Below are 26,522 nucleotides of genomic sequence, written 5' to 3'. Positions count from 1 at the left end.
AGGTGGGGCGTTCCGGTTGCGGACTTGGGCAGTAAGCAGGAAAGTCGTCTCCTGACGTCTCCTTTCCCGCCACACGACCTCCACGGGCAGTGCCATGACAAACCAGCACGAGAGCTTTCCCGACCTGATGCATGAGGACTCGTTCGAGGTCGTCATGCGCGGCTACAGCCGTCGTCAGGTTCACGACTACATGGACCGCCACCGCCACCAGATCCGCGACCTGGAGGAGCGTCTCGGGCGCGCGATCGACCAGGCCGAGCAGGGCCGGATCGAGCTGTCCGAGGCCCGCAGAAGGCTTTCCGACGCCCCGCAGGACTACGACGAGCTCGGCCAGAGGCTCAGCCAGATCCTGAAACTCGGCGAGGAGGAGGCCACCTCCAAGAAGCAGGTCGCCGAGGCCGAGGCGATCAAGCTCCGCGACGACGCGGCCATGGAGGCCGAGCACCTGGTCACCTCCGCGCGGGATCGGGCCGAGGGCATACTGAACGCCGCGCAGCAGGAGGCCGAGCGCCGGGTGGCCGAGGCCACCTCGGCCGCCGAGCAGATGCTCTCCCAGGCGGGCAACGACGCGGAGGAGACGCTCAACGCGGCCCGCGCCGAGTCCGAGGAGACTTTGCGCGGCGCCCGCACCGAGGCCGACCGGATGGTCACCTCGGCGCGGAACGAGGCCGAGCGCACGGTCCAGGAGGCCCGCGCCGAGGCCGACTCCACGCTGAGCGCCGCCCGCGCCGAGGCGGAGGCGACCGTCCTGGCCGCCAACACCGACGCGCACTCCACCGTGTCGACGGCCCAGCAGCGCGCCGCCATCCTGGACGAGACCACCGGGCGCCGGGTCGTCTACCTCACCGACACCCACCACGAGGTCATGCGCCGCCTGCACGAGATGGGCGCCGTCCTGGGCGACCTGCTCCACCGCGAGGGCGCGGCCGGGCCCCTGATCGACGAGAGCTCCGTGCTGCCCCCGGCCCGCGTCCAGGCCGCGCTGGCCGCCCCGGTTCCCACCCCCGAGCCCGATCCCGTTCCCGTCGCCGGTGATCCCGTTCCCGGTCCCGTTTCCCCCGAGGTCTCCGGCGACGTCCAGGACGCACCCGGCGTGGCGGACACCGTCGCGCCCGACGGGACGGAGGCGCCGTCCGGGCACTCCCGGCACACCGAGGACGAGGGCGAGCGGGACACCGGGTTCGACGGCTCACCCGACCTGGAGTCCGTACGCGTGATCGTGGACGACGACGCCCCCGCCGGGGACGAGGGCGAGCGGCGCGGCCGGGACGACGACCGTTCCGACGAGACGCGTGTCGAGGTGTACGACGACACCGACACCGACCTCGCCACCGACGCCGACGCCGATCTCGGCCCGGCCGCGGGGAAGACCGGTAAGGACGAGGAGAAGTACGCCACCCCCAGGAAGTAGGGGACCCCGGAGACCGTGAGGCGGGCCGCGCGGCCCTGGAGACGTCGCGCGTGAACCTTCCGGAGACCACGGGCGGTTGTGCGGCCGTGGAGACGGTGCGTCGGACCTTCCGGAGAGCGTGGGTGGGTTTCGTGCGCCCCGGAGACGTCACGCGAGACCGTGGGCGGGTTCGTGCGGCCCTGGAGATGGTGCGTCAGATCTTCCGGAGAGCGTGAGTCGTGCGGGCCCCGGAGACGTCGCGCGTGAGCGTGGGCGGGTTCGTGCGGCCGTGGAGACGTCGCGCGTGACGGTGCCGGGAGTGGGCCGGAGATCAAGCGGAAGCCCCCGCCCCCGATCGGGTCGGGGACTTCCGCGATTGGGGGCCCGGCGCCGGGACCGCATCGGATCCGCTCATCCCGGCACCGGGCGGTCTTCAGGGGTCCGTCCTCGGCTCCGTGTCGCCGGAACGTTCCCGTTGGTCGAGTAACTGCTCGCGTAGCCCTTCAGGGTCGTCCGCGTCGATGGTCATCGCGCAGCCGACGTCACGCTGGGCGGAGGTCAGCGGGTGGTGGCGGGTCGCCCACCACCTGCCCGCGTCGCTCCGCCAGATCGTCCAGTCGGGGAACTCCCGGGCGATTTCAGCGAGATGTCGGTCGAAAGACATCTGTGCACCTTCCCCGCGCCCAGGCCCGTCTTTGCGACGTTCCACCTCTGACGGTGAGGCACTTCTCTAGAGAAATCAATGATCGCGGGGGACAGGTCAACCTATCGGTTGACGGATGGTCTTGATCTATGAGTCGAAGTCGTACTGAAGTACGTAAGAGGCGGCGTCGAGGACCATCTCGTTGACCTCGACGGCGACGCCGTCGGCGGTGCGGGCGACCCGGGCGATCACGATGACCGGGGTGCCCGCGGGCAGGTCAAGCTGGACGGTCTCGTGGGGATGGGGCATGCGGGCCCGGATCTCCTCGGTGAAGTGCGCCGGGGCGTGGCCGAGCTCGCCGAGGCGCGCGTAGACGCCCCCGGGGCCCGTGTCCTCTCTCGTGATCGCGGTTCCTTCCACCAGGGCGGCGGGGAAATGGGAGACCGACAACTGCACCGGCCGCTCGTCCACCGAGTAGCGCCGCCTGCGGACCCACACCTCGGAGCTGTTCAGCACCCGGGCCACGGCGTCCTCGGCGGTCTCCCGGTCGATGTCCACCTCGTCCACGGTGTAGGGGCGACCCCTGGTGTCGGAGTCCCAGATGGCCTCGCCGCGCCCCCACTGGCCATGGGAGAGCCGCCGGGAGCCGTGCCGCCTGATGGGGCGGAACTGCCTGACGTACACCCCCGAGCCGCGTTTGGGGACGGCCAGTCCTTCGTTGATTAGTACGGACAGTGCCTGTCTGGCGGTGGCACGGGCTATGCCGTGCCTCGCCATCAGGGCGTTCTCGCCCGGAAGCCGATCCCCGTCTCGGAGATCGCCGGACAGGATCGCTTCGCGAAGCCCGTCGGCGATGCGCCGATAGATCGGGGGCTCGGGAGGTACCGGGGACTGCTGCACGTTCGATCACCCTCTGTCACCAACCGGGTTTGGCGTCTCCAGAGAACTTGCCCCGCCTTGTCCACGATCGCACAGATACGGAGGTTGGTATCGTGCTTCTTTTGGGAGGATCGTGCCCGTGTGGCGATCTTAAAGAGTTTTCCCGGTCCGTTACCGTGGAACGGTCCCGACCGGTATTCGGGTGGCCCACCATCGGCGCGTGACGACCGCGGCCAGCACGGCCCCCGCCGCGTTGACGATCACGTCGTCGACGGAGCTCACCCGCCCCAGGCGCAGGGCGTACTGGAGGAGCTCCACGGTGAGCGACGCCCCGGCCGCCACGGTCGCGACCCGGGTGAGTGACGCGAACCGCGCCGAACGGATCGGAAGCATGGCCCCGAGCGCGGCGAAGACCAGGAGGTTCCCTCCCACCTGCACGAACGCCGTCTGTCCCGGTCCGTACAGGGTCGCCCACAGGTCCGCGAACGGGATGAGGCTGACGCCCGAGACCCCCGCTCCGGGGGCTCCGGGAGTGAGGATCATCCAGATCCAGGGGGCGGTCCCGGCCACCGCGACCACGTCGGCCAGGGCGGTGCGTACGGGGAAAGGACGGCCCGCGCGGGTGCGGCGGAGGGCCAGCGCGCGGACGGCCACGACGACCGCGGGGACCGCCAGCAGGGCCGCGAGGACCACGTTTCCCCACTGCCGCCACGCCTGGTGCATGAGCCCATGATGTGGCGCTCGGGACCCCGCCGGGCGGCCTTCGAGGTTACGAGAAGGTGACCTCCAGGCAAGGGTCGTTCCCGGCCTCCCGCGCGGCGGAAGGGTGTCCGGGCGGGGAGGGAGAGAACGGAGGCGGGAACCGGAAGGCGAAGCGCCTCAGGGCTTAAAGGCGTCTCAGGGCTTCAGGCTTCGGGACGCTCCAGGCTTCGGGACGCTCCAGGGTTCAGGGCGGCTCAGGGTTCAGGGCAGGGAGGCCGGGGCGAGGTTGCGGCCGAGGAAGTGCACGGCCCGGTCCCAGGCGGCCCGTGCGGCCTCCGGCTGGTGGAACTGCGGGGCCTCGTGGTTGTGGAAGGCGTGCCCGGCCTCCTCGGCGACGTACACCTCGACGTTCGACCGCCCGGCCGCGGCCTTCTCCACCACGGAGACCCGCTCCCGCGGGATGTAGGGGTCGGAACCGCCGAACACCAGCAGCAGCGGGCAGGTGGTCTTCTCCAGCATGCCCGCGGCGTCGGGTACGGCGGATCCGTAGAACGACAGGACCGCGTCGACCTCGACCGTGGCCGCGAGGAGGTAGCCGATCGAGCCGCCCAGGCAGAATCCGACCACCCCGGCCCCGCCCTCCGCCTCGGGCAGCCCCCGCAGGTGCGCCAGGGCCACGGCCGAGTCGGCCACCCCGTGGGGGACGTCGAACGTGGAGGCCAGCTCGATCGACAGGGCCGTCCCCTCCTCGTCGTGGCCGGACACCCAGTTGGGCCGGATGCGCCAGAACAGGTCGGGGGCGCCGACGACGTACCCGAGCGCCGCCAGGTCCTCGGCGACCTTCCTGATGTACGGCCCGACGCCGTAGACCTCCTGGATCAGCAGGATGACCGGGCCCCGGCCGCTCGGGGGCAGCCACAGGTGCAGGTCGAACGAGCCGTCGGCGACGGTGACCGTCTCGGTGCGGGTTTCCACGGGATCCTCCTGCTGGTTGCTGAGGTACGGCGACTGCTGGTTGCTGGCGTACGGCGACGGGCGGGCAGTGAATCGCATACCCGCCGAACGTGCACCGATGTGCGGGTAAGCGAAGGTCCGCTCATCAGATGGTCCTGGCCAGGGCGCGGGAGATGCCCAGGGCGGCGGCCTTGACGGCCGGGGCCAGCCGGGTGGGGTGGAAGCGGGCCAGCGGCACCGAGACGGACAGCGCGGCCACGGCCACGCCGTCGCCGAACACCGGGGCCGCGATGCACGCGCCGCCCAGCTGGGCCTCCTCCCGCTCGTAGGCCAGCCCGGACGCCTGGATCTTGCCGAGGGCCTCCTCCAGGCGCCGGGGGTCGACGATCGAGTGCGGGGTCAACCGGCGCAGCGGGCGGCCGAGGACCTCGTCGATCAGGTCGGGCCCGGAGTAGGCCAGCAGGGCCTTGCCGATCCCGGTACAGGTCAGCGGGAGGCGCCCGCCGACGCGCGAGGGCAGGGCGAAGGTCTCCTGGCCGCGGATCTTCTCGACGTAGACGACGTCGAGGCCGTCGCGTACGCCCAGGTGGACGGTCTCGTGGGTCGCCTCGTAAAGGTCGTGCATGAAGGGCAGCGCCGCGTGTCTCAGGTCGCGCTCCAGGGGCACGATGCTCCCTAGTTCGAAGAGGCGGCGGCCGAGGTAGTAGCCGTCCGGGCGGCGGGTGACCGCGCCGATCGCGGTCAGTTCGGTGAGCAGCCGGAAGGCGGTGGTCTTGGGCAGGTGGCAGCGCTCGGCGACGTCGGTCAGGCGCAGCGGTCCTCCCGTGGGACGGAACGCGTCGAGTACGAGCCAGGATTTCTCCAGCACGGACAGCCGATCGGGGTTCCGTTTCACGGAACGCATTCTTGCCTATGAGCCACTTACGGCTCTATACCCGTACGTAGTGGCCTTAAGGAGTACATCCCCGAGGAGCAGTCTTGTCTGACCAGGTGAACCACTTCATCGGTGGGGTGCCGGTCGCCGAGGGCGCGACGTTCACCACCCACGACCCGGTGACCGGGCTGCCGGTGCGCGAGGTCCGCGAGGCGGACCGGGACGTCGTCGGCAGGGCGGTGGCCGCCGCCCGCGCGGCCCTGCCCGGGTGGGCGGCGCTGCCGGTGGCGGAGCGCGCCGCCTGGATGCGCCGTCTCGCCGACGCGATCGAGGAGCGGTTCGAGGACCTGGTGGCGGCGGAGATCGCCGACACCGGGAAGTCGATCACCCAGACCCGCATCCTGGACATCCCGCGCGGCGCCGCGAACTTCCGGTCGTTCGCCGAGATCGCGGCCCAGCACCCGGAGGACGCGTTCCACCTGACGGACGTGCTGAGCTACACCGTGCGCAAGCCCCTCGGCGTGGTCGCGGTGATCGTGCCGTGGAACCTGCCGTTCCTGCTGGCGACCTGGAAGCTCGGCCCCGCGCTCGTCGCGGGCAACACCGTCGTGGTCAAGCCCTCGGAGCACACGCCGGGCTCGGTCGCGGTGCTCGCGGAGATCGCCGCCTCGATCGGCCTGCCCCCCGGTGTCCTCAACGTCGTGAACGGCTTCGGCGGCGGCTCCACCGGCCAGTTCCTGGTGGAGCACCCCGGCGTGGACGCGGTCACCTTCACCGGTGAGAGCCGTACCGGATCGACGATCATGAAGGCGGTCGCGGACCGGGTCAAGCCCGTCTCGTTCGAGCTGGGCGGCAAGAACGCCGGGCTGGTCTTCGCCGACGCCGACCTGGACGCGGCCGTCGAGGGAAGCGTGCGGTCGGTCTTCACCAACGGCGGGCAGGTCTGCCTGTGCACCGAGCGGCTCTACGTGGAGCGGCCCGTCTTCGAGGAGTTCACCGCGCGGCTGGCCCGGCGCGCCGGGGAGCTGCGGTTCGGCCGCCCCTCCGACGAGGACGCCACGATGATGCCGATGATCTCCGCCGAGCACCGGGACAAGGTGCTCTCCTACTACGAGCTGGCCAAGCACGAGGGCGCGGAGATCCACGCCGGGGGCGGGGCGCCGCGCTTCGGCGACGACCGCGACGGCGGCTACTACGTCGAGCCGACCGTGCTGACCGGCCTGCCGCACGACTCCCGGGTGAACCGGGAGGAGATCTTCGGCCCGGTCTGCCACGTCGCCCCGTTCGACACCGAGGCCGAGGCGGTCGGGCTGGCCAACGACAGCGAGTACGGCCTGGCGGCGACCGTCTGGACCTCCAACCTGAGCAGGGCCCACCGGGTCGCCCGGTCGCTGGAGGCCGGGCTGGTGTGGGTCAACACCTGGTACCTGCGCGACCTGCGCACCCCTTTCGGCGGGGTGAAGCTGTCCGGCATCGGCCGCGAGGGCGGTACGCGCTCGCTGGACTTCTACTCCGAGCCCACCACGATCACCATCAAGCTGGAGCCTGGACATGACTGAGTGGAGCGAGGCCACCGACGTACGCGTGGAGGCGGCCGACCGGTTGCTGGAGGCGGCCAAAAGCGGCAAGCCGTGCGCCCCGGTGCGCGAGACACTCCCGGACGGGAGCGCCGAGACCGGCTACGCCGTACAGGAGATCAACACCAGGCGGGCGCTGGACGAGGGCAGGAGGCTGGTCGGCAGGAAGGTCGGGCTGACCTCCGAGGCGGTCCGGCGCCAGCTCGGCGTGGACCGGCCCGACTTCGGGATGCTCTTCGCCGACATGGCCTACCTCGACGGCCTGCCCGTGCCGACCGGCCGCTTCCTGCAGCCCAAGGTCGAGGCGGAGATCGCGCTGGTCCTCGGGGGCGACCTGGAGGGCGGCCCGTTCACGGTCGCCGACGTCATCCGGGCGGTCGACTTCGCGCTGCCCGCCATCGAGATCGTCGACAGTCGCATCGCGGGATGGGACATCACGCTCGTCGACACGATCGCCGACAACGCCTCCAGCGGCGCGTTCGTTCTCGGCAACACCCCGACGAGCCTGCGCGGCCTGGACCTGCGCCTGGCCGGGATGACCATGAACCGGCGCGGCCAGGAGGTCTCCACCGGCGCGGGCGCGGCCTGCCTCGGGCACCCGCTCAACGCCGTGGTCTGGCTGGCCGACGCACTGGGCCGTACGGACTTCCCGCTGCGCGCCGGGGACGTCGTGCTCACCGGCGCGCTCGGCCCGGTGATCGACGTCGAGCCCGGCGACGCGTTCGAGGCCCACATCGAGGGCCTCGGCTCGGTCAGGACGGTCTTCTCATGAGAACTCGCGAAGCTCGTCGTCCCGGGGGACTCGTGAAAGCGGTCCTCTCGTGAAAATCGCCATCATCGGGTCGGGGAACATCGGCACCGATCTGATGTTCAAGGCACTGCTGTCGGAGAAGGTCGAGGTCGTCGCGATGGCGGGTATCGACCCCGACTCCGACGGCCTGGCCCGCGCCCGCCGTCGCGGGGTCGCCACCACCCACGAGGGCGTCGAGGGGCTGGTCGCGCTGCCGGGGTTCGCCGAGGTGGACGTCGTCCTCGACGCGACCTCGGCCGGGGCGCACCGGCACAACGACCGGGTGCTCCGGGCGCACGGCAAGCGTGTCATCGACCTGACCCCCGCCGCCGTCGGCCCCTACGTGGTGCCCCCGGTCAACCTGGACGCCCACCTCGCCGAGCGGAACCTCAACATGGTCACCTGCGGCGGGCAGGCCACGATCCCGATCGTCGCGGCGGTCGCCTCGCGGGTGCCCGTCCGGTACGCGGAGATCGTCGCCTCGATCTCCTCCCGGTCGGCGGGGCCCGGCACGCGGGCCAACATCGACGAGTTCACCGAGACGACCTCCCGGGCGATCGAGCGGGTCGGCGGGGCGGCGAAGGGCAAGGCGATCATCGTCCTCAACCCGGCCGAGCCACCGCTGATCATGCGCGACACGGTCTACTGCCTGGTGGACGAGTGCGACGAGACGACCACGGCGGAGGTGGCGGACGCCGTGCTGGAGATGGTGGCGCGGGTCAACGACTACGTACCCGGCTACCGGCTCAAGCAGGACGTGCAGTTCGAGACGATCCCGGCCGGGGAGCCGCTGCCCGACGGCACCCGCGACGGCGGCGTCAAGGTGACCGTCTTCCTGGAGGTGGAGGGGGCCGCGCACTACCTGCCCGCCTACGCGGGCAATCTCGACATCATGACCTCCGCCGCGCTGCGCACGGCCGAGCGCCTGGCCGAGCTGCCGGACCGGACCGCGGACCGTACGGATGACGAGGGCCGTAGCGGAGACCAGGGCCGTGCAGAGGGTGCGGGTCGTGCGGAAGCCCAAGGCCGTACGGACGCGGAGGTGGGCGCGTGAGACTGTACGTGCAGGACGTGACGCTGCGGGACGGTATGCACGCCATCCGGCACCGCTACACCGTCGCCCAGGCCGCCGAGATCGCCGCCGCCCTCGACGCCGCCGGGGTGGCGGCCATCGAGATCGCGCACGGCGACGGTCTCTCCGGGGGCAGCTTCAACTACGGCGCGGGCGCGCACACCGACGACGAGTGGATCGAGGCGGTCGCCGGGGCCGTGCGGCGGGCGAGGCTGACCACCCTGCTGCTGCCCGGCATCGGTACCGTCCACGACCTCAAGCGCGCCCACGCCCTCGGTGTCACCTCGGTCAGGGTCGCCACCCACTGCACCGAGGCCGACATCTCCGCCCAGCACATCTCCACCGCACGCGAACTCGGGATGGACGTGGCCGGGTTCCTGATGATGTCCCACATGGCCCCCGCCGAGGAGCTGGCGCGGCAGGCCGCGCTCATGGAGTCGTACGGCGCCCACTGCGTATACGTGACCGACTCCGGCGGCCGGTTGACCATGGACGGGGTCAGGGAACGGGTCAGGGCCTACCGGTCGGTGCTCGACGAGGGTACGGAGATCGGCATCCACGCCCACCACAACCTGGGCCTGGGCGTGGCCAACTCGGTCGTCGCGGTGGAGAACGGCACCTACCGGGTGGACGCCTCCCTGGCGGGGATGGGCGCGGGCGCGGGCAACTGCCCGATCGAGGTGTTCGTCGCGGTGGCCGACCTGATGGGCTGGGAGCACGGCTGTGACCTGCACGCCCTGATGGACGCGGCCGACGACCTGGTCAGGCCGTTGCAGGACCGGCCGGTCCGGGTGGACAGGGAGACGCTGACGCTCGGCTACGCGGGGGTCTACTCCAGTTTCCTGCGGCACGCCGAGGCGGCCTCGGCGCGGTACGGGGTCGACACCCGGACCATCCTGACCGAGGCGGGCCGCCGCCGGATGGTGGGCGGCCAGGAGGACATGATCGTGGACATCGCACTGGACCTGGCACGGACAGGTGAACAACCGGACCGTGCGGGGCCGGGAGCGCGGCTGGATCCGGCAGGGCCGGGGGAGCTGTTGGACCCGGCACGGGAAGGGAAGCGGCTGGACCCGGCACGGGAGGGGAAGCGGGCATGACCGACCTTCAGAAGCTCGCCGCCGTCCTGGACGAGGCCGCCCGTACCGGCCGCGCGGTGCCGAGGCCCGAGCAGGACTACGGCGTGGCCGACGCCTACCGGGTCCAGGAGGAGCTGATCCGGCTCCGCCTGGAGCGGGGGGACCGGCTCGCCGGGGTGAAGCTGGGCTTCACCAGCGAGGGCAAACGCCGCCAGATGGGCGTGCACGACATCATCTTCGGCCGGGTGCCGGAGTCGTCGGCCATCCTCGACGGCTCATACGCGGATATGTCCAGATATATCCATCCGAGAGTGGAGCCGGAGATCGTCTACCTCGTCGGGCGGCGCATCGCGTCGCCGGGTGACGCGCTCGCGCCGGGCGCCGTCGCGGCCGTCGCGACCGGCATCGAGGTGATCGACTCGCGCTACGAGGACTTCAGGTTCTCGCTGCCCGACGTGATCGCCGACAACACCTCGGCCGCCGGGTACGCCGTCGGCCCCTGGCAGCCGTACGACCCGTCGCGGTGGAACCTGGGCGTCGTCCTGGAGATCGACGGGCGCGTGGTCCAGGCCGGATCGACCGGGGCGATCCTGGGCGACCCGCGCAGGGCCCTCGCGGAGGCCGCCCGCCTGGCCCTCCGGGCGGGGACGGTCCTGGAGCCGGGCTGGGTCCTCCTCGCCGGTGCCGCCACGCCCGCCGAGCCGCTCGCGCCCGGCGCGCGGGTGCGGGCCGAGATCCAGCACCTGGGCTCGGTCTCGTTCACCGCCTCCGTACCAGAGGCTCCGGCGACCTCGGGGGCTTCGGGGGCTTCGGGGGAGGGATCATGAGCGATGGGATCGTCGTCGCGGGAAAGGCCACGCCGCGAGGGAGGTTCCCGCACGTCAAACGGGCGGGAGACCTCCTGTACGTGTCCGGGACCAGCTCGCGCAGGCCCGACAACACGATCGCCGGAGCCGAGGCCGACGAGTTCGGCACGGTGACGCTCGACATCGCCGAGCAGACCAGGGTCGTAATAGAGAACATCGGCGACATCCTCAAGGCGGCGGGCGCCGACCTGAGCGACCTCGTACAGATCACCACTTACCTGGTGAACATCAATGACTTCGGCGGATACAACGCGGTCTACGCGGAGTACTTCGACGAGACCGGCCCGGCGCGTACCACCGTCGCCGTCCACCAGCTGCCCCACCCGCACCTGCTCATCGAGATTCAGGCCGTGGCCCACCGACCGGAGGATCGCCCATGATCGCGCCCATCGACTTCACCAAGTGGATCGACGAGCACGCCCACCTGCTCAAGCCGCCGGTGGGCAACAAGATGGTCTTCGAGAACGCGGGCGACTTCATCGTCATGGTCGTCGGCGGCCCGAACGCGCGGACCGACTTCCACATCGACCCGTACGAGGAGCTCTTCTACCAGATCCGCGGCAACATGCACGTCAACGTCATGACCCCCGAGGGGCCGGAGACCGTGCACGTGCGCGAGGGCCAGATGTGGCTGCTCCCGTCGAACACGCCGCACTCGCCGCAGCGCCCCGAGGAGGGGTCGGTCGGCCTGGTGGTGGAGCGGATCAGGCCGGAGGGCGTGCTGGAGAGGTTCCTCTGGTACTGCCCGGAGTGCAGCGGCGTCGTCCACGAGGTCGAGCTCCAGGTCCGCGACATCGTGACCGACCTGCCGCCGATCTTCCAGGCGTTCTACGACGACGAGAAGGCTCGTACCTGCGAGAACTGCGGTACCGTCCACCCCGGCAAGGGATAGTCGTTGATCATCGACGTCCACACGCACCACGTCCCCAGGGGCTGGCCCGACCTTGGCTGGCCGGAGGCGCCCCGGCTCAGGATCGACTCCGAGCGGGAGGCCATGATCCTGCTCGGGGATCGGGAGTTCCGCCGGATCGCCGACGACTGCTGGAATCCCTCGGTCCGCCTGGAGCGGATGGACGCCGACGGGGTAGACGTCCAGGTCGTCTCGCCGACGCCGGTCTTCTTCTCCTACGAGCGCCCGGCGGCCGAGGCCGTACGGGTCGCGAGGGTGTTCAACGACCTGGCGCTGGAGATCTGCGCCTCCGAGCGGCTGGTGCCGTTCTGCCAGGTGCCGCTCCAGGATCCCGACCTGGCCTGCGCCGAGCTGGACCGGTGCCTGGCCTCCGGGCACGCGGGCGTCGAGATCGGCAACCACGTCGGCGACCGCGACCTCGACGACGAGGGAATCGTCCAGTTCCTCCAGCACTGCGCCTCGGTGGGCGCGCCCGTCTTCGTCCACCCCTGGGACATGGCGGGCGGTCCCCGGCTGGAGCGCTGGATGGCGCGATGGCTGGTCGGCATGCCCGCCGAGACGCACCTGTCGGTGCTCGCCCTCATCCTGGGCGGCGTCCTCGACCGGGTGCCGGAGACGCTGCGCCTGTGCTTCGCGCACGGCGGCGGCTCGTTCGCCTTCTGGCTCGGCCGGTTCGAGAACGCCTGGCACCGCCGAGGCGACCTGGTCGGCGTCTCGGAGTTTCCCCCGTCGCACTACCTCGACCGGTTCAGCGTGGACTCGGTCGTGTTCGACGAGCGGGCGCTGCGGCTGCTGGTCGACACGATGGGGGAGGACGGGGTGATGCTCGGCTCCGACTTCCCGTACCCGCTGGGCGAGTCGCCGGTGGGCTCGCTGGTCCGCCGGGCGGGGTTCCTCTCCGACACCGCCCGCGCCAAGCTGCTCGGCGGCAACGCCATCCGCTTCCTCGGACGCTGACCGGGGGGCTTCGACTCGTGAGCGGGCCCATCCGGGTGGTGGTCGCTGGTTCGTACGTGGGTTTCGGTTGTTGTCGTGAAATGCCGTTAAATCTGGCATTGAAGGCATTATGGGAGGGTTGCCAGGCACCTAACCGGGAGACGACCCTTGGCCATCAGCCGTGCGGAGTGTGTCGCGCTCGACGCCGCCGACCCCCTCAAGCAGATCAGGGACGAGTTCGTCCTGCCCGACGGGACGATCTACCTGGTCGGCAACTCCCTCGGTGCTCCGCCGAAGGGCGCGGCGGCCGCGGTGACGCGGACCGTGGAGGAGGAGTGGGGAGGCCGTCTGGTCGGCGCCTGGAACGCCTCCGGCTGGTTCGACCTGCCGCTGACCACGGGCGACCGGCTCGCCCCGCTGATCGGCGCGGGACCCGGCCAGGTGGCGGTGGGCGACAGCACCTCGATCGCCATCGTCAAGGCCGTGTCCGCCGCCCTGGGCCTGCGCCCCGGGCGCCGGGTCGTCGTCTCGGACCTGGCCAACTTCCCCACCGACCGCTACGTGGTCGAGGGGCTGGCCGGGGTACTGGACGGCTACGAGGTCCGTGACGTCACCGGTGTCGAGAACCTCGCCGACGCCCTCTCCGGCGATGTCGCGTGTGTGCTGCTGTCGGAGGTGGACTACCGGACCGGGGCCCGTCACGACACGGCGTCGGTCACCGCGCTGGTCCAGGAGGCGGGCGCGCTGATGATCTGGGACCTGTGCCACAGCGCCGGTGCGTACCAGGTGGACGTCTCGGCGGCCGACTTCGCGGTGGGCTGCACCTACAAGTATCTGAACGGCGGCCCGGGCTCCCCGGCCTTCGTCTACGTCCACCCGCGCCACCAGGCCGAGGCGCGGCCCATGCTGACCGGCTGGCACGGCCACGCGGCGCCGTTCGCGTTCGAGCCCGGCTTCCGCCCCGCCGACGGCATCCGGCGCTTCACCGTGAGCACCCCGCACGTGATGTCCTTCGCCCCGCTCAACGCCTCGCTCGACGTCTGGGAGCGCGTCGACCTGGCCGCCGTACGGGCCAAGAGCGTGGCGCTGACCTCGATCTTCATCGAGCTCGTCGAAGAGCTCTGCGCGCCGTACGGGCTGGAGCTGGTCTCGCCCCGCGATCCGGAGCGCCGGGGCAGCCAGGTCAGTTTCAGCCACCCCGACGGCTACCCGGTCATGCGTGCCCTGATCGACCGCGGTGTCCACGGTGACTTCCGCGCTCCCGACGTCCTCAGGTTCGGCTTCGCGCCGCTCTACATCCGTTTCGCGGACGCCTACGACGCGGCCGTGGTCCTGGCCGAGGTGCTGGAGAAGGAGCACTGGCGCGACGACCGCTACGGCGACCGCCTCACCGTCACCTGAGGGGAGCCGTCCCCCGGGGCCTCAGCGCCTGCTCAGCCGCCGTCCCTTGTACATCGGGTGGTCGGTCTCCCAGTATCTCCAGCCCTCCACCCGCGCGGGGATGCTGGCCACCCCAGCGGCGATCTTGCGCACCCGGCAGTCGTAGATCTCGCGCCACGCCGAGAATCCCACCCGGTAGCCGAAAACGCGGTACCACATGTTTCCGTACTTGCCATCGGTTATCGCCCGCTCGTATTGGTGTCCGGTCTCGACGATGTATTCCTCGGCGAGCAACGGGTTCACCATGTTTCGCAACTGGCGGATCAGTTCTTCCCTGTCGATCTCGCCGATTCTTTCCCGCTCGATTTCCATCTCGGCGTACACGCGGTGCTGCCGGGTGACCGAAACCGTCATCGTGCCGCCGGGGCCGTCGATGAAGCGCGTACGGGGAACGAAGAAATTCCTCGGCCTGAAGGAGTGGAATCTGAAGAAGGACCTCGGCTTGCATTTCCTGCGCGCCTGCTCCAGAAGCGAGTGGTGGCGGCCGTCGTCGTCGTCCTCGTCGTCGCCGAAGTCGGTGCCGGTGCCGGTGTCGGTCTCGCTGTTGGGACCGGTGTCGGTCTCGGTGTCGGTGCCGCCGGGGGCGGAGGTGCTGGTGGAGGTGCTGCTCGACGTGATGGACGATTTCGAGTCGGGGGGCGGGTCGCCGAGCGCGGACGCGGTGGCGGGCGGGGAGGCGACGGCGACAAGGACCACGGAGAGGGATCCGGCCAGGGCCAGCATCACCGATCCTTTCGTCGGCCGGTGCCCCTTCTGTCGTTCGTGCGTGGTCGCGGCACTTGTTCGGGGGTGGGGAGTGAGCATGGAGACACCATTCCCTTCGAGGCGTGGTCCGTGGCCGCGACCAATCCGCTGACCGGAATACGGCTTTTTGCCGGTACGCCGAGCCGCTCAGCGTGACAGTGATGATGCTTACAGTCGCGATTGAGGGTCATGTGATGACACGCCGAGACCCAGCCCACTGAATAGGGAAAGGCGAGGGGAAGCGGGTTAGGGTGATTGCCCGTCCGGTGCGGGCGCGTCTAATCCGGTGACGAGCCCCGCCGCCCCGGGCGCCCAGGCTCGTACGGCTCAGGGGCGCGGGATGCTTCGCAGGTTCGCCTTCGCCATGTCGATCATGCGTCCGACCCCGCCGTTGAGCACGATCTTGCCCGCGGCGAGGGCGAACCCCTTCACCTGCGCCCGGCTGACGCTCGGCGGCATGGCCAGCACGTCCGGGTCGGTGACCACGTCCAGCAGGAAGGGCCCGGGGGTCGCGAAGGCGGTGACCAGGGCCTCCCGTACGTCCGAGGGACTCTCCACCCGCAGCGACCCGATCCCGGCCGCGGCGGCGATCGCCGCGTAGTCGACGGGAGCGTGGTCGGTGCCGAAGTCGGGCATACCGTCCACCATCATCTCCAGCTTGACCATGCCGAGCGAGGAGTTGTTGAACACCACCGTCTTCACCGGCAGGTCGTGCAGCCGGACGGTGAGAAGCTCCCCGAGGAGCATGGCGAGCCCGCCGTCCCCGGAGAGCGAGACGACCTGCCGACGCCGGTCCGCGAACTGGGCGCCGATGGCGTGCGGGAGCGCGTTGGCCATGCTCCCGTGCACGAACGAGCCGATCACGCGGCGGCGCCCGTTGGGGCTGACGTAGCGGGCGGCCCAGACGCTGCACATCCCGGTGTCCACGGTGAACACGGCGTCGTCGTCGGCCAGCTCGTCGACCAGATTCGCGACGTACTCGGGGTGGATCGGGAGGTGGTGCTCGATGTCGTGGGTGTACGCCTCCACGACGTTCTCCAGGGCCTTGAGGTGTCTGCCCAGCATCCTGTCGAGATGGCGGCGGTCCGTCTTCTGGGCGACGTGGGGAAGCACCGCGCGGATCGTCGCGCCGACGTCGCCGTGCACGGCCAGCTCCAGCGGGGTCCTGCGGCCCAGCCGCGCCGCGTCGTGGTCGATCTGGACCGTACGCGAGCCCGGCAGGAAGTCGTCGTACGGGAAGTCGGTCCCGGCCAGCACCACCAGGTCGGCCTCGTGCATCGCCTCGTGACAGGCGCCGTACCCGAGCAGCCCGCTCATCCCCACGTCGTACGGGTTGTCGTACTGGATCCACTCCTTGCCGCGCAGCGCGTGCCCGACCGGGGCCAGGACGCGTCCGGCCAGCGCCATGACCTCGTCGCGGGCGTGGCGCGTCCCGGCGCCGCAGAACAGCATCACCTTCCCGGCGCGGTTCAGCGCCGCCGCCAGCTCGGCCACCTGGTCGGCGGGGGGTACGACCGTGCCGGTCACGGTCAGGAAGTCGTGCTCACCGGTGGGGCGGGCGGCGGGCAGGTGCGCCACGTCGCCGGGAAGCACCACGACCGAGACGCCGCCGAGGCCGATCGCCCGCTGGACGGCGATACGGAGCACCCGGGGCATCTGCCCGGGCGTGCCGATCATGTCGCAGAAGTGGCTGCACTCCACGAACAGGCGCTCGGGATGGGTCTCCTGGAAGAAGCCCGTGCCGATCTGCGAGGAGGGGATGTGCGAGGCCAGCGCGAGCACCGGGGCGCCGCTGCGGTGGGCGTCGTAGAGCCCCTGGACCAGGTGGGTGTTGCCGGGCCCGCAACTGCCCGCGCAGACCGCCAGGCGCCCGGTGACCTGGGCCTCGGCCGAGGCGGCGAACGCCCCGGCCTCCTCGTTGCGCACGTGGACCCACTCGATGTCCCCGGCCTTCCTGACGGCGTCGACCACCGGGTTCAGGCTGTCGCCCACCACCCCGTAGATCCGTTCCACCCCTGCCTGGCGGAGAACCTCGATGAACTGCTCGGCGACGGTCGCCATGGTGCCCCCTCGTGTCCGGCGTCACCGGGGTACCTCACCGTATTTCGCCGAGTCACTCCGCGTTACTCCGATGTCACTCCGGAAGAAGGTGCCCGACCAGCTGCTCGGAGACCGCTTCCGGCCGCTCGACGTTCGCCAGGTGGGCCGCCCCGGGCAGGACGACCAGCCGGGAACCGGGGATTCCCTCCGCGATCCGCTCCGCGTGCTCGGGCGGCGTGGCGGGGTCGTCGGCCCCGGCGAGCACGAGCGTGGGCGCCGAGATCAGGGACAGGTCGGAGCGGAGGTCCATCGCCCCGATGGCCTCGCAGCAGGCGGCGTACCCCTCGGCCGAGACGCCGCCGAGCATCGTCACGTACGGTTCCCGCCCGGGGTAGCCGGGGGTGAACCACCGGGCCGTGACCGTCCCGGCGATCGACGCGGTGCCCGCCTCGCGGACCGCGTTCGCCCGCTCGGCCCAGAAGGCGGGCGTGTTCAGCTTCGCCGACGTGCACAGCAGCGCGAGCCGGTCGATCCGCTCGGGGGCGTGCGCGGCCAGCCACATGCCGACCATGCCGCCGAGCGAGAGCCCCGCGAAGGAGACCCGCGGCAGCTCCAGCAGGTCGAGGAGGTCCAGTACGTCACCGGCGAGGTCGGCGATACTTCCGGCCGCCGGGGGCCGTTCGGGGGTCACCGCGGGCCGTTCTTCGCGAGGCACCGCGGGCCGCTCACGGGTCACCGTGGGCCGCTGGGGCATCGGGGACCGGCCGTGGCCCCGGTGGTCGAAGCGGATGACCCTGAAGTGCGCGGTCAGCGCCGCCATCTGCGGATCCCACATCTCCAGTGTGGTGCCCAGCGACCCGGCCAGCACGACCGGCCGCGCGTCGGCGGGGCCCTCGATCTCGTAGTACAGCACTGTTCACCTACCGCACATAAGTTCTTTATCCGGACATACTGTATCCAGAGGGATACGTTCTCCAGAGAAGATGGCCAGGTCCGGCCGGAGGTCTGTCACTTTCCGTGGCGCCTTACCTACCATGCGGGCGAGGTAACCGCTCTTGGAAGGGTTTAGATGACCGGGCAGAACTCAGCGACCGCTTCCGACTACGTCTTCGACAACGACGGGGACCACTCGTCCGACCAGCACCGCTACCTCGCCCAGCTTCTCGACCCGCTGACGTTCGAGCGTCTCGCCCTGACCGGTGTCGGGCCCGGCTGGAGCTGCCTGGAGGTCGGGGCGGGCGGGGGCAGCGTGGCCCTCTGGCTGGCCGGGAGGGTGGCGCCGGGCGGGCGCGTGCTGGCGACCGACATCAAGCCCGGCCTGATCCCGTCCAGGCCGGGGCTGACCGTGGCCCGCCACGACATCGTCACCGACCCGCTGCCGGAGAGCGCGTTCGACCTGATCCACGCCCGGCTCGTCCTCAGCCATCTGCCGCGCCGCCGCCAGGTCCTGCGCCGCCTGCGCGCCGCGCTGCGGCCCGGTGGCTGGCTGCAGCTCGACGAGATCGACATCACCCGCTGGGTGGCGCCGGGGCCCGAAGGGGAGGCGTACGGGGCCTACGTCACGGCCATGGCCCGGGTTCTCGGCGCGGCGGGCGCCGATCCGACCTGGGGTGGCTCCGTCGCGCGGGACATGGCGGCGGCGGGCCTGGTCGACGTCGACCAGGTGTGCTGGACCGAGGTGTGGGAGCGCGGTTCCGCCGGGCTGGGCCTCCTGATCAGCAACAGCCACCACCTGGAGGACCACCTGGTGGCGGCGGGGATGACCTTCGAGCAGCTCCGGGAGGTCCGGGAGGTCATGTCGGCCCCGGGCTTCAGCGCGCCCTCCTTCGAGATCCACTCGGTCCTCGCCCGCAGGGCGGGCGACGGCTGAGCGTCGTGCGAAACCCGTGACGACCGGGGGCGGGGCTTTCCGATGGGGCGCCCCGGGGGTGGTAAGCGGGCGGGCTGAGGGTAGAGGCCCTGGCATGACGGTCACGGGTCTCACCGCGCGGATCTCCAAGGCGTGGGCGCGTGCTCGTCATCGCCACGGCTGGCTGGACCATCTGGTACGAGCCGTGGTGCGCTACGACGAGGTGGACGCCGGACGACTCTCCGCGGCGCTCACCTACTACTCGTTCTTCGCCGTGTTCGCGCTGGGGCTGCTCACCTTCGCCATCATCGGGCAGGTTCTCGACGACCCGAAGGTGCTGCACACCGTTCAGGGCTACCTCTCGGAGAACTTCCCCCGCCTGGACGTACAGGCGTTGCAGAGCGCCAGGGCCACGGCCGGGGCGATCGCCTTCGTCGGACTGCCCCTCACCGGACTGTTCTGGATGGACGCCCTGCGCTCGGCGATCAGGGCCATCTGGCGGATCGAAGAGTATCCGGGCCGCTTCATGATGCGCCAGGTCATCGACCTGGGGGTGATGGCGGGTCTGGGACTGCTGCTGTCCGCCTCGCTCGCGGCGGCCTTCGCCGCGGAGACGGTGCTGAACTGGTTGTTCATGCACACGGTGGGTGTCGACGACACGCTGTCGCGGTGGATGCTGTCGGCCGCCGCGTTCGTGATCGGACTGGCCGTCAACACCCTGCTGGCGATCGCCCTGCTCTGCGCCCCGCCGCGCCTGCGGCTGTCGTTGCGCCGGGTCATCTGGCCCGCCCTGCTCATCACCGCGGGCCTGGAGGTCCTCAAGTCCCTGGGCCAGGTCTACCTGGAGATGACCGTGGGCAATCCCGCCTACCACGTCGTGGCCGGTGCCGTCGGGATGCTCGTCTTCCTCAAGATCCTCAACCAGCTGATCCTCTTCGCGGCGGCGCTCACCGCCACCGGCGAGGGCACGATGATCGACCTGGCCGCCCGCCGCGACCGCTCCGACGCCAGGCGAGAGGTCTCCCGGGCCGCGAAGGAGGACTCCCCGGCGGTGTGCGACGGCTCCCGATCCGCAGTTGACGGCCCCCCATCCGACAACGGCTCCCGGCTCACCGACGACGGCTCCCGATCCGAAAACGGCTCTCGGTCCGACAGCGGCTCCTCGTCCGCTGGAGAGGATCGCCGTGAGGTGCGTGACGGCCCCGCTCCGGACGGTGCCTCGCGGGGGCCGGTACGCGACCCTCAGGCGCCCGTCCCGGCCGCTCTCCACGATGATCCGCAGGGAGCGTCGGGCACCCCGGCACGCCGGATCTGACAACTCACATTTCCGCCATTTACCGGTGCTGTGATCTGTGTCACCCTCCATAACAAAGATCTAGAAGTGGGTTCTAGATCTTGGCTACAGGAAGGCTGGCGCATGGTCGACACGCCCACCACCCCACGCCTGAGACTTGGAGCGCCTCGCGACGGAGAGGTCGACGCCGGGTCCCGCGCCCCCTACGGCTGGGCTCCCCTGGCCGTGCTCTTCGTCGTCGGACTGGTCGACCGCATCGAGTTCAACCTGCTGTCCGGTGTGCTGCCGGCCATCCAGGCCGAGTGGGGCTTCAGCGACACCGTCGCCGGTTCCATACCGACCGCGTCCGCTCTCGCGGCGGCGCTCGTCGCGCTTCCCGCCGGATACCTCGCCGACCGGTACAGCCGCACCCGGATCATCGCGGTCGTCGTCTTCTGCTGGGCCCTGGCCACGCTGGGCTCGGGACTGGCCACCGGATTCGCGATCTTCTACGCGATGCGCGTCTTCCTCGCCGCCGCCGAGAGCATCGACAACCCGGCGTCCGGCAGCCTCCTGGCCGACTACTACCCCCCGGTCTCCCGCGCCCAGGCCTACGGCTGGACCCGCGTGACCACCTACCTGGGGGGCATCGGCACGCTGTTCGGCGGCGTGCTCGCGGAGGCGTTCGGCTGGCGCAGCGCCTTTCTGATCATGGCCGTGCCGGGTGTGCTCACCGCGCTCCTCGTGTGGCGGCTCCACGAGCCCGTCAGGGGCCACCTCGACCGGGTGGTCGCCAACGCGACCCCCGCCGATTCCGGCCCCGACCCCACCCCCGATTCCGACCCCGGCTCCGGTTCTGGCCCCTCCACCGCCGGGGTCCCCGCCCCCAAGCCGCCGTTCGTCCGCCAGCTCCGCGAGGTCCTGACGATCCGCACCCTGCTCGCGGTCTCCGTCGGCCTGATGCTGCTCAGCCTGGGCCTGGCCGGGGTCTTCTACTGGATGCCCTCGCTGCTGGTCCGCAACTTCGGCATCGGCCCCGCCGCCGCGGGCTCGCTGGGCGGCCTCATGACCATCGTCGGCGTGCTCTCCGGGACCCTGATCGGCTCGTGGCTCGGCCGCCGGTGGCACGGCACCCGCAAGGGCGGCAGGCTCCTCGCGGGCGGCGGGGGCATCACGGCCGGGTCGGCCGTCCTGGCCGTCGCGCTCACGATGGACTCCCTGCTCACCTTCTGCCTGGTGCTCACGGCCTCCAGCGTGCTGATGTCGGTGGCCATCCCCAACATGACCGCCTCGCTCGCCGACGTGATCAGCGCGGCCTCCCGCGGCCTCGGCTTCGCCGTCCTCCAGGTGCTGATCACCACCGGCGCGGCGTTCGGGCCGCTCATCGTCGGCATCGCCTCCGACAGCACCGGCTCGCTCATCTCCGCCATGTACTTCCTCATCGTGCCCATGGCGGTCGGCGGCCTGCTCACCCTGGCCGCCCGGGGTTCCTTCGAGAGCGACTCCCGGCGGGTGCTGGAGGCGGCCCGCCGGTAACCCCGGCCGCCCGGTGGCCGGGCACCCGCGAGTGGGCACCCGCCAGTGGGTGCCCCGCCACCGACCCGCCACCGACCGGCCACCGACCTGCCACCGACCCGCCACCGGCTCACCGCCGACCCGCCGCCCACCCGTCACCGACCCGCCACCGAGCGGCCATCGATCCGCCGCCGACCGGCCACCGACTCGCCACCGACCGGTCACCGGCCCGTCGCCGACGCGTCACCAACCCGCCGCCAACCGGCGGCGGATGGTGACGGAATAATTTCAATCCGTGGCGGGGGTGAGAGGGCGCTCGCTCGCGTACGGCACCCGGTGTGAGCTGCGCGATCGTCCGAAACCCCGGTTTTTACGGGCATCCGGAAGCCGGTCCCACCACGAACATTGATACTCAATCTTCGCTCTGGTGGCTTGAAGCGCGATATGTCCCATGGGCATAGTGTGTCGAATCACACACGCACCAGTCGCGGCGTGCGATCGCGGGGCCCGCTCTGCCCACGATTGCCGGCCACGCGTAGGAACCGCGGATTGGACAAGTTAAATGAGTTCCCCCCCTCCGATCCGCTCGAAGATCCTTCGGATCCTTCTCCTGCCCGTGCTCTCGCTGATCGTCCTCTGGGCGTTCGTCGCCTACTCGACCGTCGCCCAGATCGCCGGCATCGCCCAGACCCAGAACCGCTGGCAGGTGCTCGGGGCGCCGATGCGGCAGCTGATCGTCGAGATCCAGCGGGAGCGCCAGGTCTCCGCCGAAGCGGCCGGTGCCACCGCCCAGAGCAGGATGCTCTCCGACCAGCGACGGATCACGAACGCCAAGCTGGACCTGGTACGCCAGGCGATCGCGTCCGCCGCGGCCTACGAGCCCGGCAACGCCCCGACGGACGTGCGGGCGCTGGAGGCGGCCATGGACGGGCTCATCCAGGTCCGTACGTTCGCCGACAGCGGTGCGATCACCCCCATCCAGGTGACCGACGGCTACAACGAGTTCATCAGCGTCGCCAACCGGCAGTTCGGTGACATCACCGCGATCGCCGACCTGACGTCCTTCCGCAACGTCCGCGGCATGAGCGCGTACAGCACCACCGGTGAGTTCGCGAGCAGGGAGCACGCCGTGCTCACCGCCGCGATGAAGCGTGGCGAGATGACCCCCGCCGAACACGCGGCCTTCGTCTCGGCGATGACCAGCCGGAGAAACTACCTGGTCTACGCGGAGCGGGACATGAGCCCCGACCTGCGGGCGGACCATGACACGTTCCTGCAGAACCCCGCCTACCTGCGGTTCAAGGCAGGCGAGGACCGGATCTTCTCGTGGAACCTCATCGGCAAGCCCCCGCTGGACGCCGCCGAGTGGAGGCGTGACGCCCAGGCCGTCCTCGTCGGCGTCAGCAAGCAGAGCGCGCAGGAACTTGCCCGGTCCACGGCCAGGGGCGACACGCTCAAGAACAACGCGTACCTGCGGGTCGGGCTGATCCTGGGACTGGGCCTGCTCGCGATCATCCTCTCGATCCTGGCCTCCTACCGGTTCGGCCGCTCCCTGATCGCCGAGCTGAAGCGGCTCCAGGCGTCGGCCGTGGAACTGGCCGAGGAGCGGTTGCCCCGGCTGGTCGAGCGGCTGCGCAGGGGTGACGACGTGGACCCGGCGACCGAGGCCCCCGAGCTGGACCCCGCGAAGACCGCCGAGGTCGACCGCGTCGTGAACGCCTTCTCCGCCGTGCGGCGTACCGCGGTGGAGGCCGCGGTCGGTCAGGCGACGCTCCGCAAGGGCGTCGGCATGGTCTTCCTGAACCTCGCCTGGCGCAACCAGGCGCTGCTCCACCGCCAGCTCACGCTCCTCGACACGATGGAGCGCCGCGTCGAGGAGCCGGAGATCCTGGAGGACCTCTTCAAGCTCGACCACCTGACCACCCGCATGCGGCGGCACGCGGAGAACCTGATCATCCTGTCCGACGCGGCCCCGGCCCGCAGGTGGCGCGACCCGGTGCCGATCTTCGACGTGGTGCGCAGCGCCATCCTGGAGGTCGAGGACTACACCCGCGTCACCGTGCTTCCCATGCCGCAGGCGCCGCTGCTGGTCGGCGCCGCGGTCACCGACGTGATCCACCTGATCGCCGAGCTGGTGGAGAACGCCGCCATCTTCTCGCCGCCGAACACCGTGGTCCACGTACGGAGCATGGTCGCGGCCAACGGCTTCGCGCTGGAGGTCGAGGACCGGGGCCTGGGACTGAGCCAGGTCAACCTCGACGAGCTCAACGCCAAGCTCGCCGACCCGCCGGAGTTCGACCTGGCCGACAGCGACAGGCTCGGCCTGTTCGTGGTGGCCAGGCTCGCCGCCCGGCACGGGATCAAGGTCGTACTGCGCCCCTCGCCGTACGACGGCACCACCGCGATCGTGCTGTTGCCGCAGAGCCTGCTCGCCACCTGCGAGGCGCTCGCCGCCGAGGCCGCGCCGAAGCGGGCGCGCCAGGGCGGAGCGCACGCGGGCGGGCCCGTACGGGCGCTGAGCGCGGCACCGGAGGACTGGCCCAGGGCCCTCTCCGGCACGCGGGAGAACGGGGTGGCCCGTGCTCCCGAGACCACGTCGAGCTGGTTCCCCACCCAGGAGCGGCGAGAGGTCCCCACCCCCCAGATGCCCGTGCGGCGCGTCGTCTCCGTACCGGATGCCGACGACGACCTGGACGGGCTGCCGATGCGGATACGGCAGGCCAATCTGGCCCCCCAACTCCGCCAGACACGTTCCCCCGAGCAGCGCGACATCGCCGCGCGAACTCCCGAGGAACTCTCAAACCTCATGTCCTCCATGCAGCGGGGCTGGCAGCAGGGCCGCAGCCAGGCCGAGCAGGAACTGGACGTGTGGAAGCGAAAGGATGGCCACTCCGATGCCCGACCCCAGATCTGAACTGAGCTGGCTGCTCGACGACCTGACCCAGCGGGTCACCGGTATCCGGCACGCCATCGTGCTGTCCGCCGACGGCCTGGCGATGGGCGGTTCCCGGGAGCTGACCCGGGAGGACGCCGAGCACCTGTCCGCCATCTCGGCGGGGAGCCACAGTCTCGCGCTGGGCGCGGGACGGCACTTCGGCCTCGGTGGTGTGCGGCAGACCATCATCGAGATGGAGGGCGGTTTCCTGTTCGTCACCGCGGCGGGGCAGGGGGCCAGGCTGGCCGTGCTCGCCGCGGGCGACGCCGAACTGGGCATGGTGACCTACGAGATGGCGCTACTGGTCAAGCGCGTCGGCGAGCACCTGTCCGCGCAGCCGAGGGGAGCTGCCCCAGCGCCCGCCTGGAACGGTGTGAGAACGTGACGGGAGAGGATCCCGGGCCCTTGGTCAGGCTCTTCGGGGTGACCGGTGGCCGGGCGCGCCCGGTCGGGGAGAGCTTCGACCTGGTGGCCATCGTCACGACCGTCGAGATGCCCTTCGAGCCGGTCGGGCTGATGCCCGAGCATCTCGACGTGCTGTCCTCGTGCCGCCGGCCCACCCCCGTGGCGGACGTCGCGGCGCATCTCAAGCTGCCGCTCAACATCACCCGCGTACTCCTCAGCGAGCTGCGACGCGAGGGCCTGGTCACCATCGACAGACCTCGGCCGATGGGGAAGACGATCGACGAACGCATCTACAGGGAAGTGCTGCATGGAATACGCGGCCTCTGAGCCGGGAACGGCCCCGGTCGACACCCCGGCCATGGCCATCAAGATCCTTGTCGCCGGTGGTTTCGGGGTCGGCAAGACGACCATGGTCGGCACGATCAGCGAGATCAGGCCTCTGCACACCGAGGAACTGCTGAGCGAGCGCGGCTTCTACGTGGACGACACCGCGGGCGTGGAATCCAAGATCACCACGACCGTCGCGCTGGACTTCGGCCGGATCACCATCCGCGAGGGGCTCTGGCTCTACCTGTTCGGCACTCCGGGCCAGGACAGGTTCTGGTTCATGTGGGACGAGCTGTCCGTCGGCGCCCTCGGCGCGGTCGTGCTCGCCGACACCCGCCGCCTGCAGGACTGCTTTCCCGCGGTGGACTACTTCGAGCAGCGCGGGCTCCCGTTCGTCGTGGCGGTCAACTGCTTCGACGGCGCGCGGCGGCACGACCCGATCAAGGTACGGCGGGCGCTGGGCCTGGACGGGGTGGCCCCGATCATCCTCTGCGACGTGCGCAAGCGCGACTCGGTCAAGGAGGTGCTGACCACGCTGGTCACCTACTCGGCGGGAGGTGCCTTCCAGGCGGCTCACGCGGGCGCCTGACTTTCTTCGCTGGGCCCGGTGTCGGCCGGGTCCTTCCTCAGGGCCGCTCCGGTCCTCTCGTCGCGCCTCCTGTCGCGCTCTCCCAGGAGCCGCGCCGTCTCCTCGGAGACCTCGGTGGCCAGTACGGCCGACACGACGTCGACCAGGTGACTGGTGAAGAGCCGGTCGTCCCTGCCCTCGGGCCCGGCGGCGCGGCGGGCCAGCTCCACGTACGTGACCCGGATCGCCATGAAGCGCTGGTGCAGGCGGCGCAGGGCGACCTCGGACAGCAGCGGGGCCACGAGCTCGCGCCACCGGTCGATGCTCTGCCCCGGATCCGTGCTCCGCGGGGAGGGAAGAGGCGTGCGCCGGACGAGCTGCTCCATGATCCTCAGGTAGTACCGGCCGCCGTCGGGGTCGGCCAGCTTGGCGGCCATCGGCCGTACCAGCGCGGCGGCGAGGGTGCGGCGGGCCTCGGCCTCCGGCAGGTCGCCCCGGGACTCGTACTCGTCGAGCAGCTGGTGGCGGCGCGCCTCGATCTCGGGGCGGTGCTTGGCGAGCACCGCGCCCAGCAGGCCCGCGCGGTCCCCGAAGTGGTACTGCAGCGCCGTCGAGTTGCGCTGCGCGGCGGCACCGTTGATCTCGCGGAGCGACACGCCGTCGATCCCGCGCTCGGCGAACAGCCGCTCGGCCGCCGCGACCAGGCGCCTGCCGGTCGCCTCCGGGTTGGGGGGCATGCGCGCTCCTGTCTTGC

General features: G+C 70.9%; 26 protein-coding genes. 17 read left to right on the top strand and 9 right to left on the bottom strand.

Annotation, left to right across the window (positions count from 1 at the left end):
- The first annotated feature begins 94 nt into the window (after nt 1–94).
- Entirely contained in the window at nt 95–1,411 is a 1,317-nt protein-coding gene (locus ACW9TB_RS11300; protein WP_472747923.1) for a hypothetical protein, read from the top strand.
- A 412-nt stretch (nt 1,412–1,823) separates the two neighbouring features.
- Here ACW9TB_RS11300 and ACW9TB_RS11295 read toward each other — a convergent pair whose 3' ends face one another.
- From ACW9TB_RS11295 to ACW9TB_RS11275, 5 genes are all read right to left on the bottom strand, one after another.
- The gene (locus ACW9TB_RS11295; RefSeq protein ID WP_472747922.1) at nt 1,824–2,054 is read right to left on the bottom strand and encodes a hypothetical protein; all 231 of its coding nucleotides are present in this window, start codon (nt 2,052–2,054) and stop codon (nt 1,824–1,826) included.
- A 126-nt stretch (nt 2,055–2,180) separates the two neighbouring features.
- Nucleotides 2,181–2,933: a GntR family transcriptional regulator gene (locus tag ACW9TB_RS11290; protein ID WP_472747921.1), complete on the bottom strand. Its 753-nt coding sequence runs from the start codon at nt 2,931–2,933 to the stop codon at nt 2,181–2,183.
- A gap of 150 nt (nt 2,934–3,083) precedes the next feature.
- Entirely contained in the window at nt 3,084–3,635 is a 552-nt protein-coding gene (locus ACW9TB_RS11285; RefSeq protein ID WP_472747920.1) for a VanZ family protein, read from the bottom strand.
- A 240-nt stretch (nt 3,636–3,875) separates the two neighbouring features.
- A complete protein-coding gene (locus ACW9TB_RS11280) occupies nt 3,876–4,667 on the bottom strand; it encodes a dienelactone hydrolase family protein (RefSeq protein WP_472747919.1) in 792 nt (263 codons plus the stop codon).
- A gap of 46 nt (nt 4,668–4,713) precedes the next feature.
- Nucleotides 4,714–5,472, bottom strand: coding sequence for an IclR family transcriptional regulator (locus ACW9TB_RS11275; protein ID WP_472747918.1), 759 nt, complete (start codon nt 5,470–5,472; stop codon nt 4,714–4,716).
- A 74-nt stretch (nt 5,473–5,546) separates the two neighbouring features.
- Here ACW9TB_RS11275 and ACW9TB_RS11270 point away from each other — a divergent pair, with 74 nt between their 5' ends.
- The 9 genes from ACW9TB_RS11270 to kynU all read left to right on the top strand — a co-directional run bounded on the left by ACW9TB_RS11270 (nt 5,547) and on the right by kynU (nt 14,073).
- The gene (locus tag ACW9TB_RS11270) at nt 5,547–7,001 is read left to right on the top strand and encodes a 2-hydroxymuconic semialdehyde dehydrogenase (protein WP_472747917.1); all 1,455 of its coding nucleotides are present in this window, start codon (nt 5,547–5,549) and stop codon (nt 6,999–7,001) included.
- Nucleotides 6,994–7,791, top strand: coding sequence for a 2-keto-4-pentenoate hydratase (locus tag ACW9TB_RS11265; protein ID WP_472747916.1), 798 nt, complete (start codon nt 6,994–6,996; stop codon nt 7,789–7,791). The genes ACW9TB_RS11270 and ACW9TB_RS11265 overlap by 8 nt, the downstream gene beginning before the upstream one ends.
- Before the next feature lie 49 nt (nt 7,792–7,840).
- Nucleotides 7,841–8,863 (top strand): acetaldehyde dehydrogenase (acetylating), encoded by a 1,023-nt coding sequence (locus ACW9TB_RS11260; RefSeq protein ID WP_472747915.1) that lies wholly within the window; start codon nt 7,841–7,843, stop codon nt 8,861–8,863.
- Nucleotides 8,860–9,981, top strand: a complete 1,122-nt coding sequence (dmpG, locus tag ACW9TB_RS11255) for a 4-hydroxy-2-oxovalerate aldolase (protein ID WP_472747914.1) — start codon at nt 8,860–8,862, stop codon at nt 9,979–9,981. The genes ACW9TB_RS11260 and dmpG overlap by 4 nt, the downstream gene beginning before the upstream one ends.
- On the top strand, nt 9,978–10,787 hold the full coding sequence (locus ACW9TB_RS11250; RefSeq protein WP_472747913.1) for a 2-keto-4-pentenoate hydratase: 810 nt from the start codon (nt 9,978–9,980) through the stop codon (nt 10,785–10,787). Before dmpG ends, ACW9TB_RS11250 begins: the two co-directional genes overlap by 4 nt.
- Nucleotides 10,784–11,206, top strand: a complete 423-nt coding sequence (locus tag ACW9TB_RS11245; RefSeq protein ID WP_472747912.1) for a RidA family protein — start codon at nt 10,784–10,786, stop codon at nt 11,204–11,206. Before ACW9TB_RS11250 ends, ACW9TB_RS11245 begins: the two co-directional genes overlap by 4 nt.
- Nucleotides 11,203–11,718: a 3-hydroxyanthranilate 3,4-dioxygenase gene (locus ACW9TB_RS11240; protein WP_472747911.1), complete on the top strand. Its 516-nt coding sequence runs from the start codon at nt 11,203–11,205 to the stop codon at nt 11,716–11,718. The genes ACW9TB_RS11245 and ACW9TB_RS11240 overlap by 4 nt, the downstream gene beginning before the upstream one ends.
- 3 nt (nt 11,719–11,721) lie before the next feature.
- Nucleotides 11,722–12,693 (top strand): amidohydrolase family protein, encoded by a 972-nt coding sequence (locus tag ACW9TB_RS11235; protein ID WP_472747910.1) that lies wholly within the window; start codon nt 11,722–11,724, stop codon nt 12,691–12,693.
- Between the two features lie 147 nt (nt 12,694–12,840).
- Nucleotides 12,841–14,073: a kynureninase gene (gene kynU / locus ACW9TB_RS11230; RefSeq protein ID WP_472747909.1), complete on the top strand. Its 1,233-nt coding sequence runs from the start codon at nt 12,841–12,843 to the stop codon at nt 14,071–14,073.
- A gap of 21 nt (nt 14,074–14,094) precedes the next feature.
- Here kynU and ACW9TB_RS11225 read toward each other — a convergent pair whose 3' ends face one another.
- The 3 genes from ACW9TB_RS11225 to ACW9TB_RS11215 all read right to left on the bottom strand — a co-directional run bounded on the left by ACW9TB_RS11225 (nt 14,095) and on the right by ACW9TB_RS11215 (nt 17,809).
- Nucleotides 14,095–14,835, bottom strand: coding sequence for a hypothetical protein (locus ACW9TB_RS11225; RefSeq protein WP_472747908.1), 741 nt, complete (start codon nt 14,833–14,835; stop codon nt 14,095–14,097).
- A gap of 348 nt (nt 14,836–15,183) precedes the next feature.
- Complete coding sequence (locus ACW9TB_RS11220; protein ID WP_472747907.1) at nt 15,184–16,917, bottom strand: pyruvate dehydrogenase; 1,734 nt, start codon at nt 16,915–16,917, stop codon at nt 15,184–15,186.
- Nucleotides 16,918–16,990: 73 nt separating this feature from the next.
- The gene (locus ACW9TB_RS11215; protein ID WP_472747906.1) at nt 16,991–17,809 is read right to left on the bottom strand and encodes an alpha/beta fold hydrolase; all 819 of its coding nucleotides are present in this window, start codon (nt 17,807–17,809) and stop codon (nt 16,991–16,993) included.
- 156 nt (nt 17,810–17,965) lie between these two features.
- Between ACW9TB_RS11215 and ACW9TB_RS11210 the strand changes: the two genes are divergently transcribed.
- The 7 genes from ACW9TB_RS11210 to ACW9TB_RS11180 all read left to right on the top strand — a co-directional run bounded on the left by ACW9TB_RS11210 (nt 17,966) and on the right by ACW9TB_RS11180 (nt 25,789).
- Nucleotides 17,966–18,766 carry a class I SAM-dependent methyltransferase gene (locus tag ACW9TB_RS11210; protein WP_472747905.1) on the top strand — a complete coding sequence of 267 codons (801 nt, stop codon included), beginning with the start codon at nt 17,966–17,968 and terminating at the stop codon, nt 18,764–18,766.
- 94 nt (nt 18,767–18,860) lie between these two features.
- Nucleotides 18,861–20,060, top strand: a complete 1,200-nt coding sequence (locus ACW9TB_RS11205) for a YihY/virulence factor BrkB family protein (RefSeq protein ID WP_472747904.1) — start codon at nt 18,861–18,863, stop codon at nt 20,058–20,060.
- Between the two features lie 102 nt (nt 20,061–20,162).
- Nucleotides 20,163–21,554, top strand: coding sequence for an MFS transporter (locus tag ACW9TB_RS11200; RefSeq protein ID WP_472747903.1), 1,392 nt, complete (start codon nt 20,163–20,165; stop codon nt 21,552–21,554).
- A 541-nt stretch (nt 21,555–22,095) separates the two neighbouring features.
- Entirely contained in the window at nt 22,096–24,447 is a 2,352-nt protein-coding gene (locus ACW9TB_RS11195; protein ID WP_472747902.1) for a sensor histidine kinase, read from the top strand.
- Entirely contained in the window at nt 24,428–24,853 is a 426-nt protein-coding gene (locus tag ACW9TB_RS11190) for a roadblock/LC7 domain-containing protein (protein WP_472747901.1), read from the top strand. The genes ACW9TB_RS11195 and ACW9TB_RS11190 overlap by 20 nt, the downstream gene beginning before the upstream one ends.
- A 20-nt stretch (nt 24,854–24,873) precedes the next feature.
- A complete protein-coding gene (locus ACW9TB_RS11185; protein WP_472747900.1) occupies nt 24,874–25,200 on the top strand; it encodes a DUF742 domain-containing protein in 327 nt (108 codons plus the stop codon).
- A complete protein-coding gene (locus tag ACW9TB_RS11180; protein WP_472747899.1) occupies nt 25,181–25,789 on the top strand; it encodes a GTP-binding protein in 609 nt (202 codons plus the stop codon). Before ACW9TB_RS11185 ends, ACW9TB_RS11180 begins: the two co-directional genes overlap by 20 nt.
- Here the strand turns inward: ACW9TB_RS11180 and ACW9TB_RS11175 are convergent.
- Entirely contained in the window at nt 25,774–26,505 is a 732-nt protein-coding gene (locus ACW9TB_RS11175; protein WP_472747898.1) for a TetR/AcrR family transcriptional regulator, read from the bottom strand. The two genes, ACW9TB_RS11180 and ACW9TB_RS11175, sit on opposite strands and share 16 nt — an antisense overlap.
- Nucleotides 26,506–26,522: the final 17 nt, after the last annotated feature.

It is taken from the genome of Streptosporangium sp. H13245, from assembly GCF_055690525.1.
The sequence above is the reverse complement of the archived record's forward strand: the minus strand, read 5'-3'. Positions and strand labels throughout refer to the sequence as shown.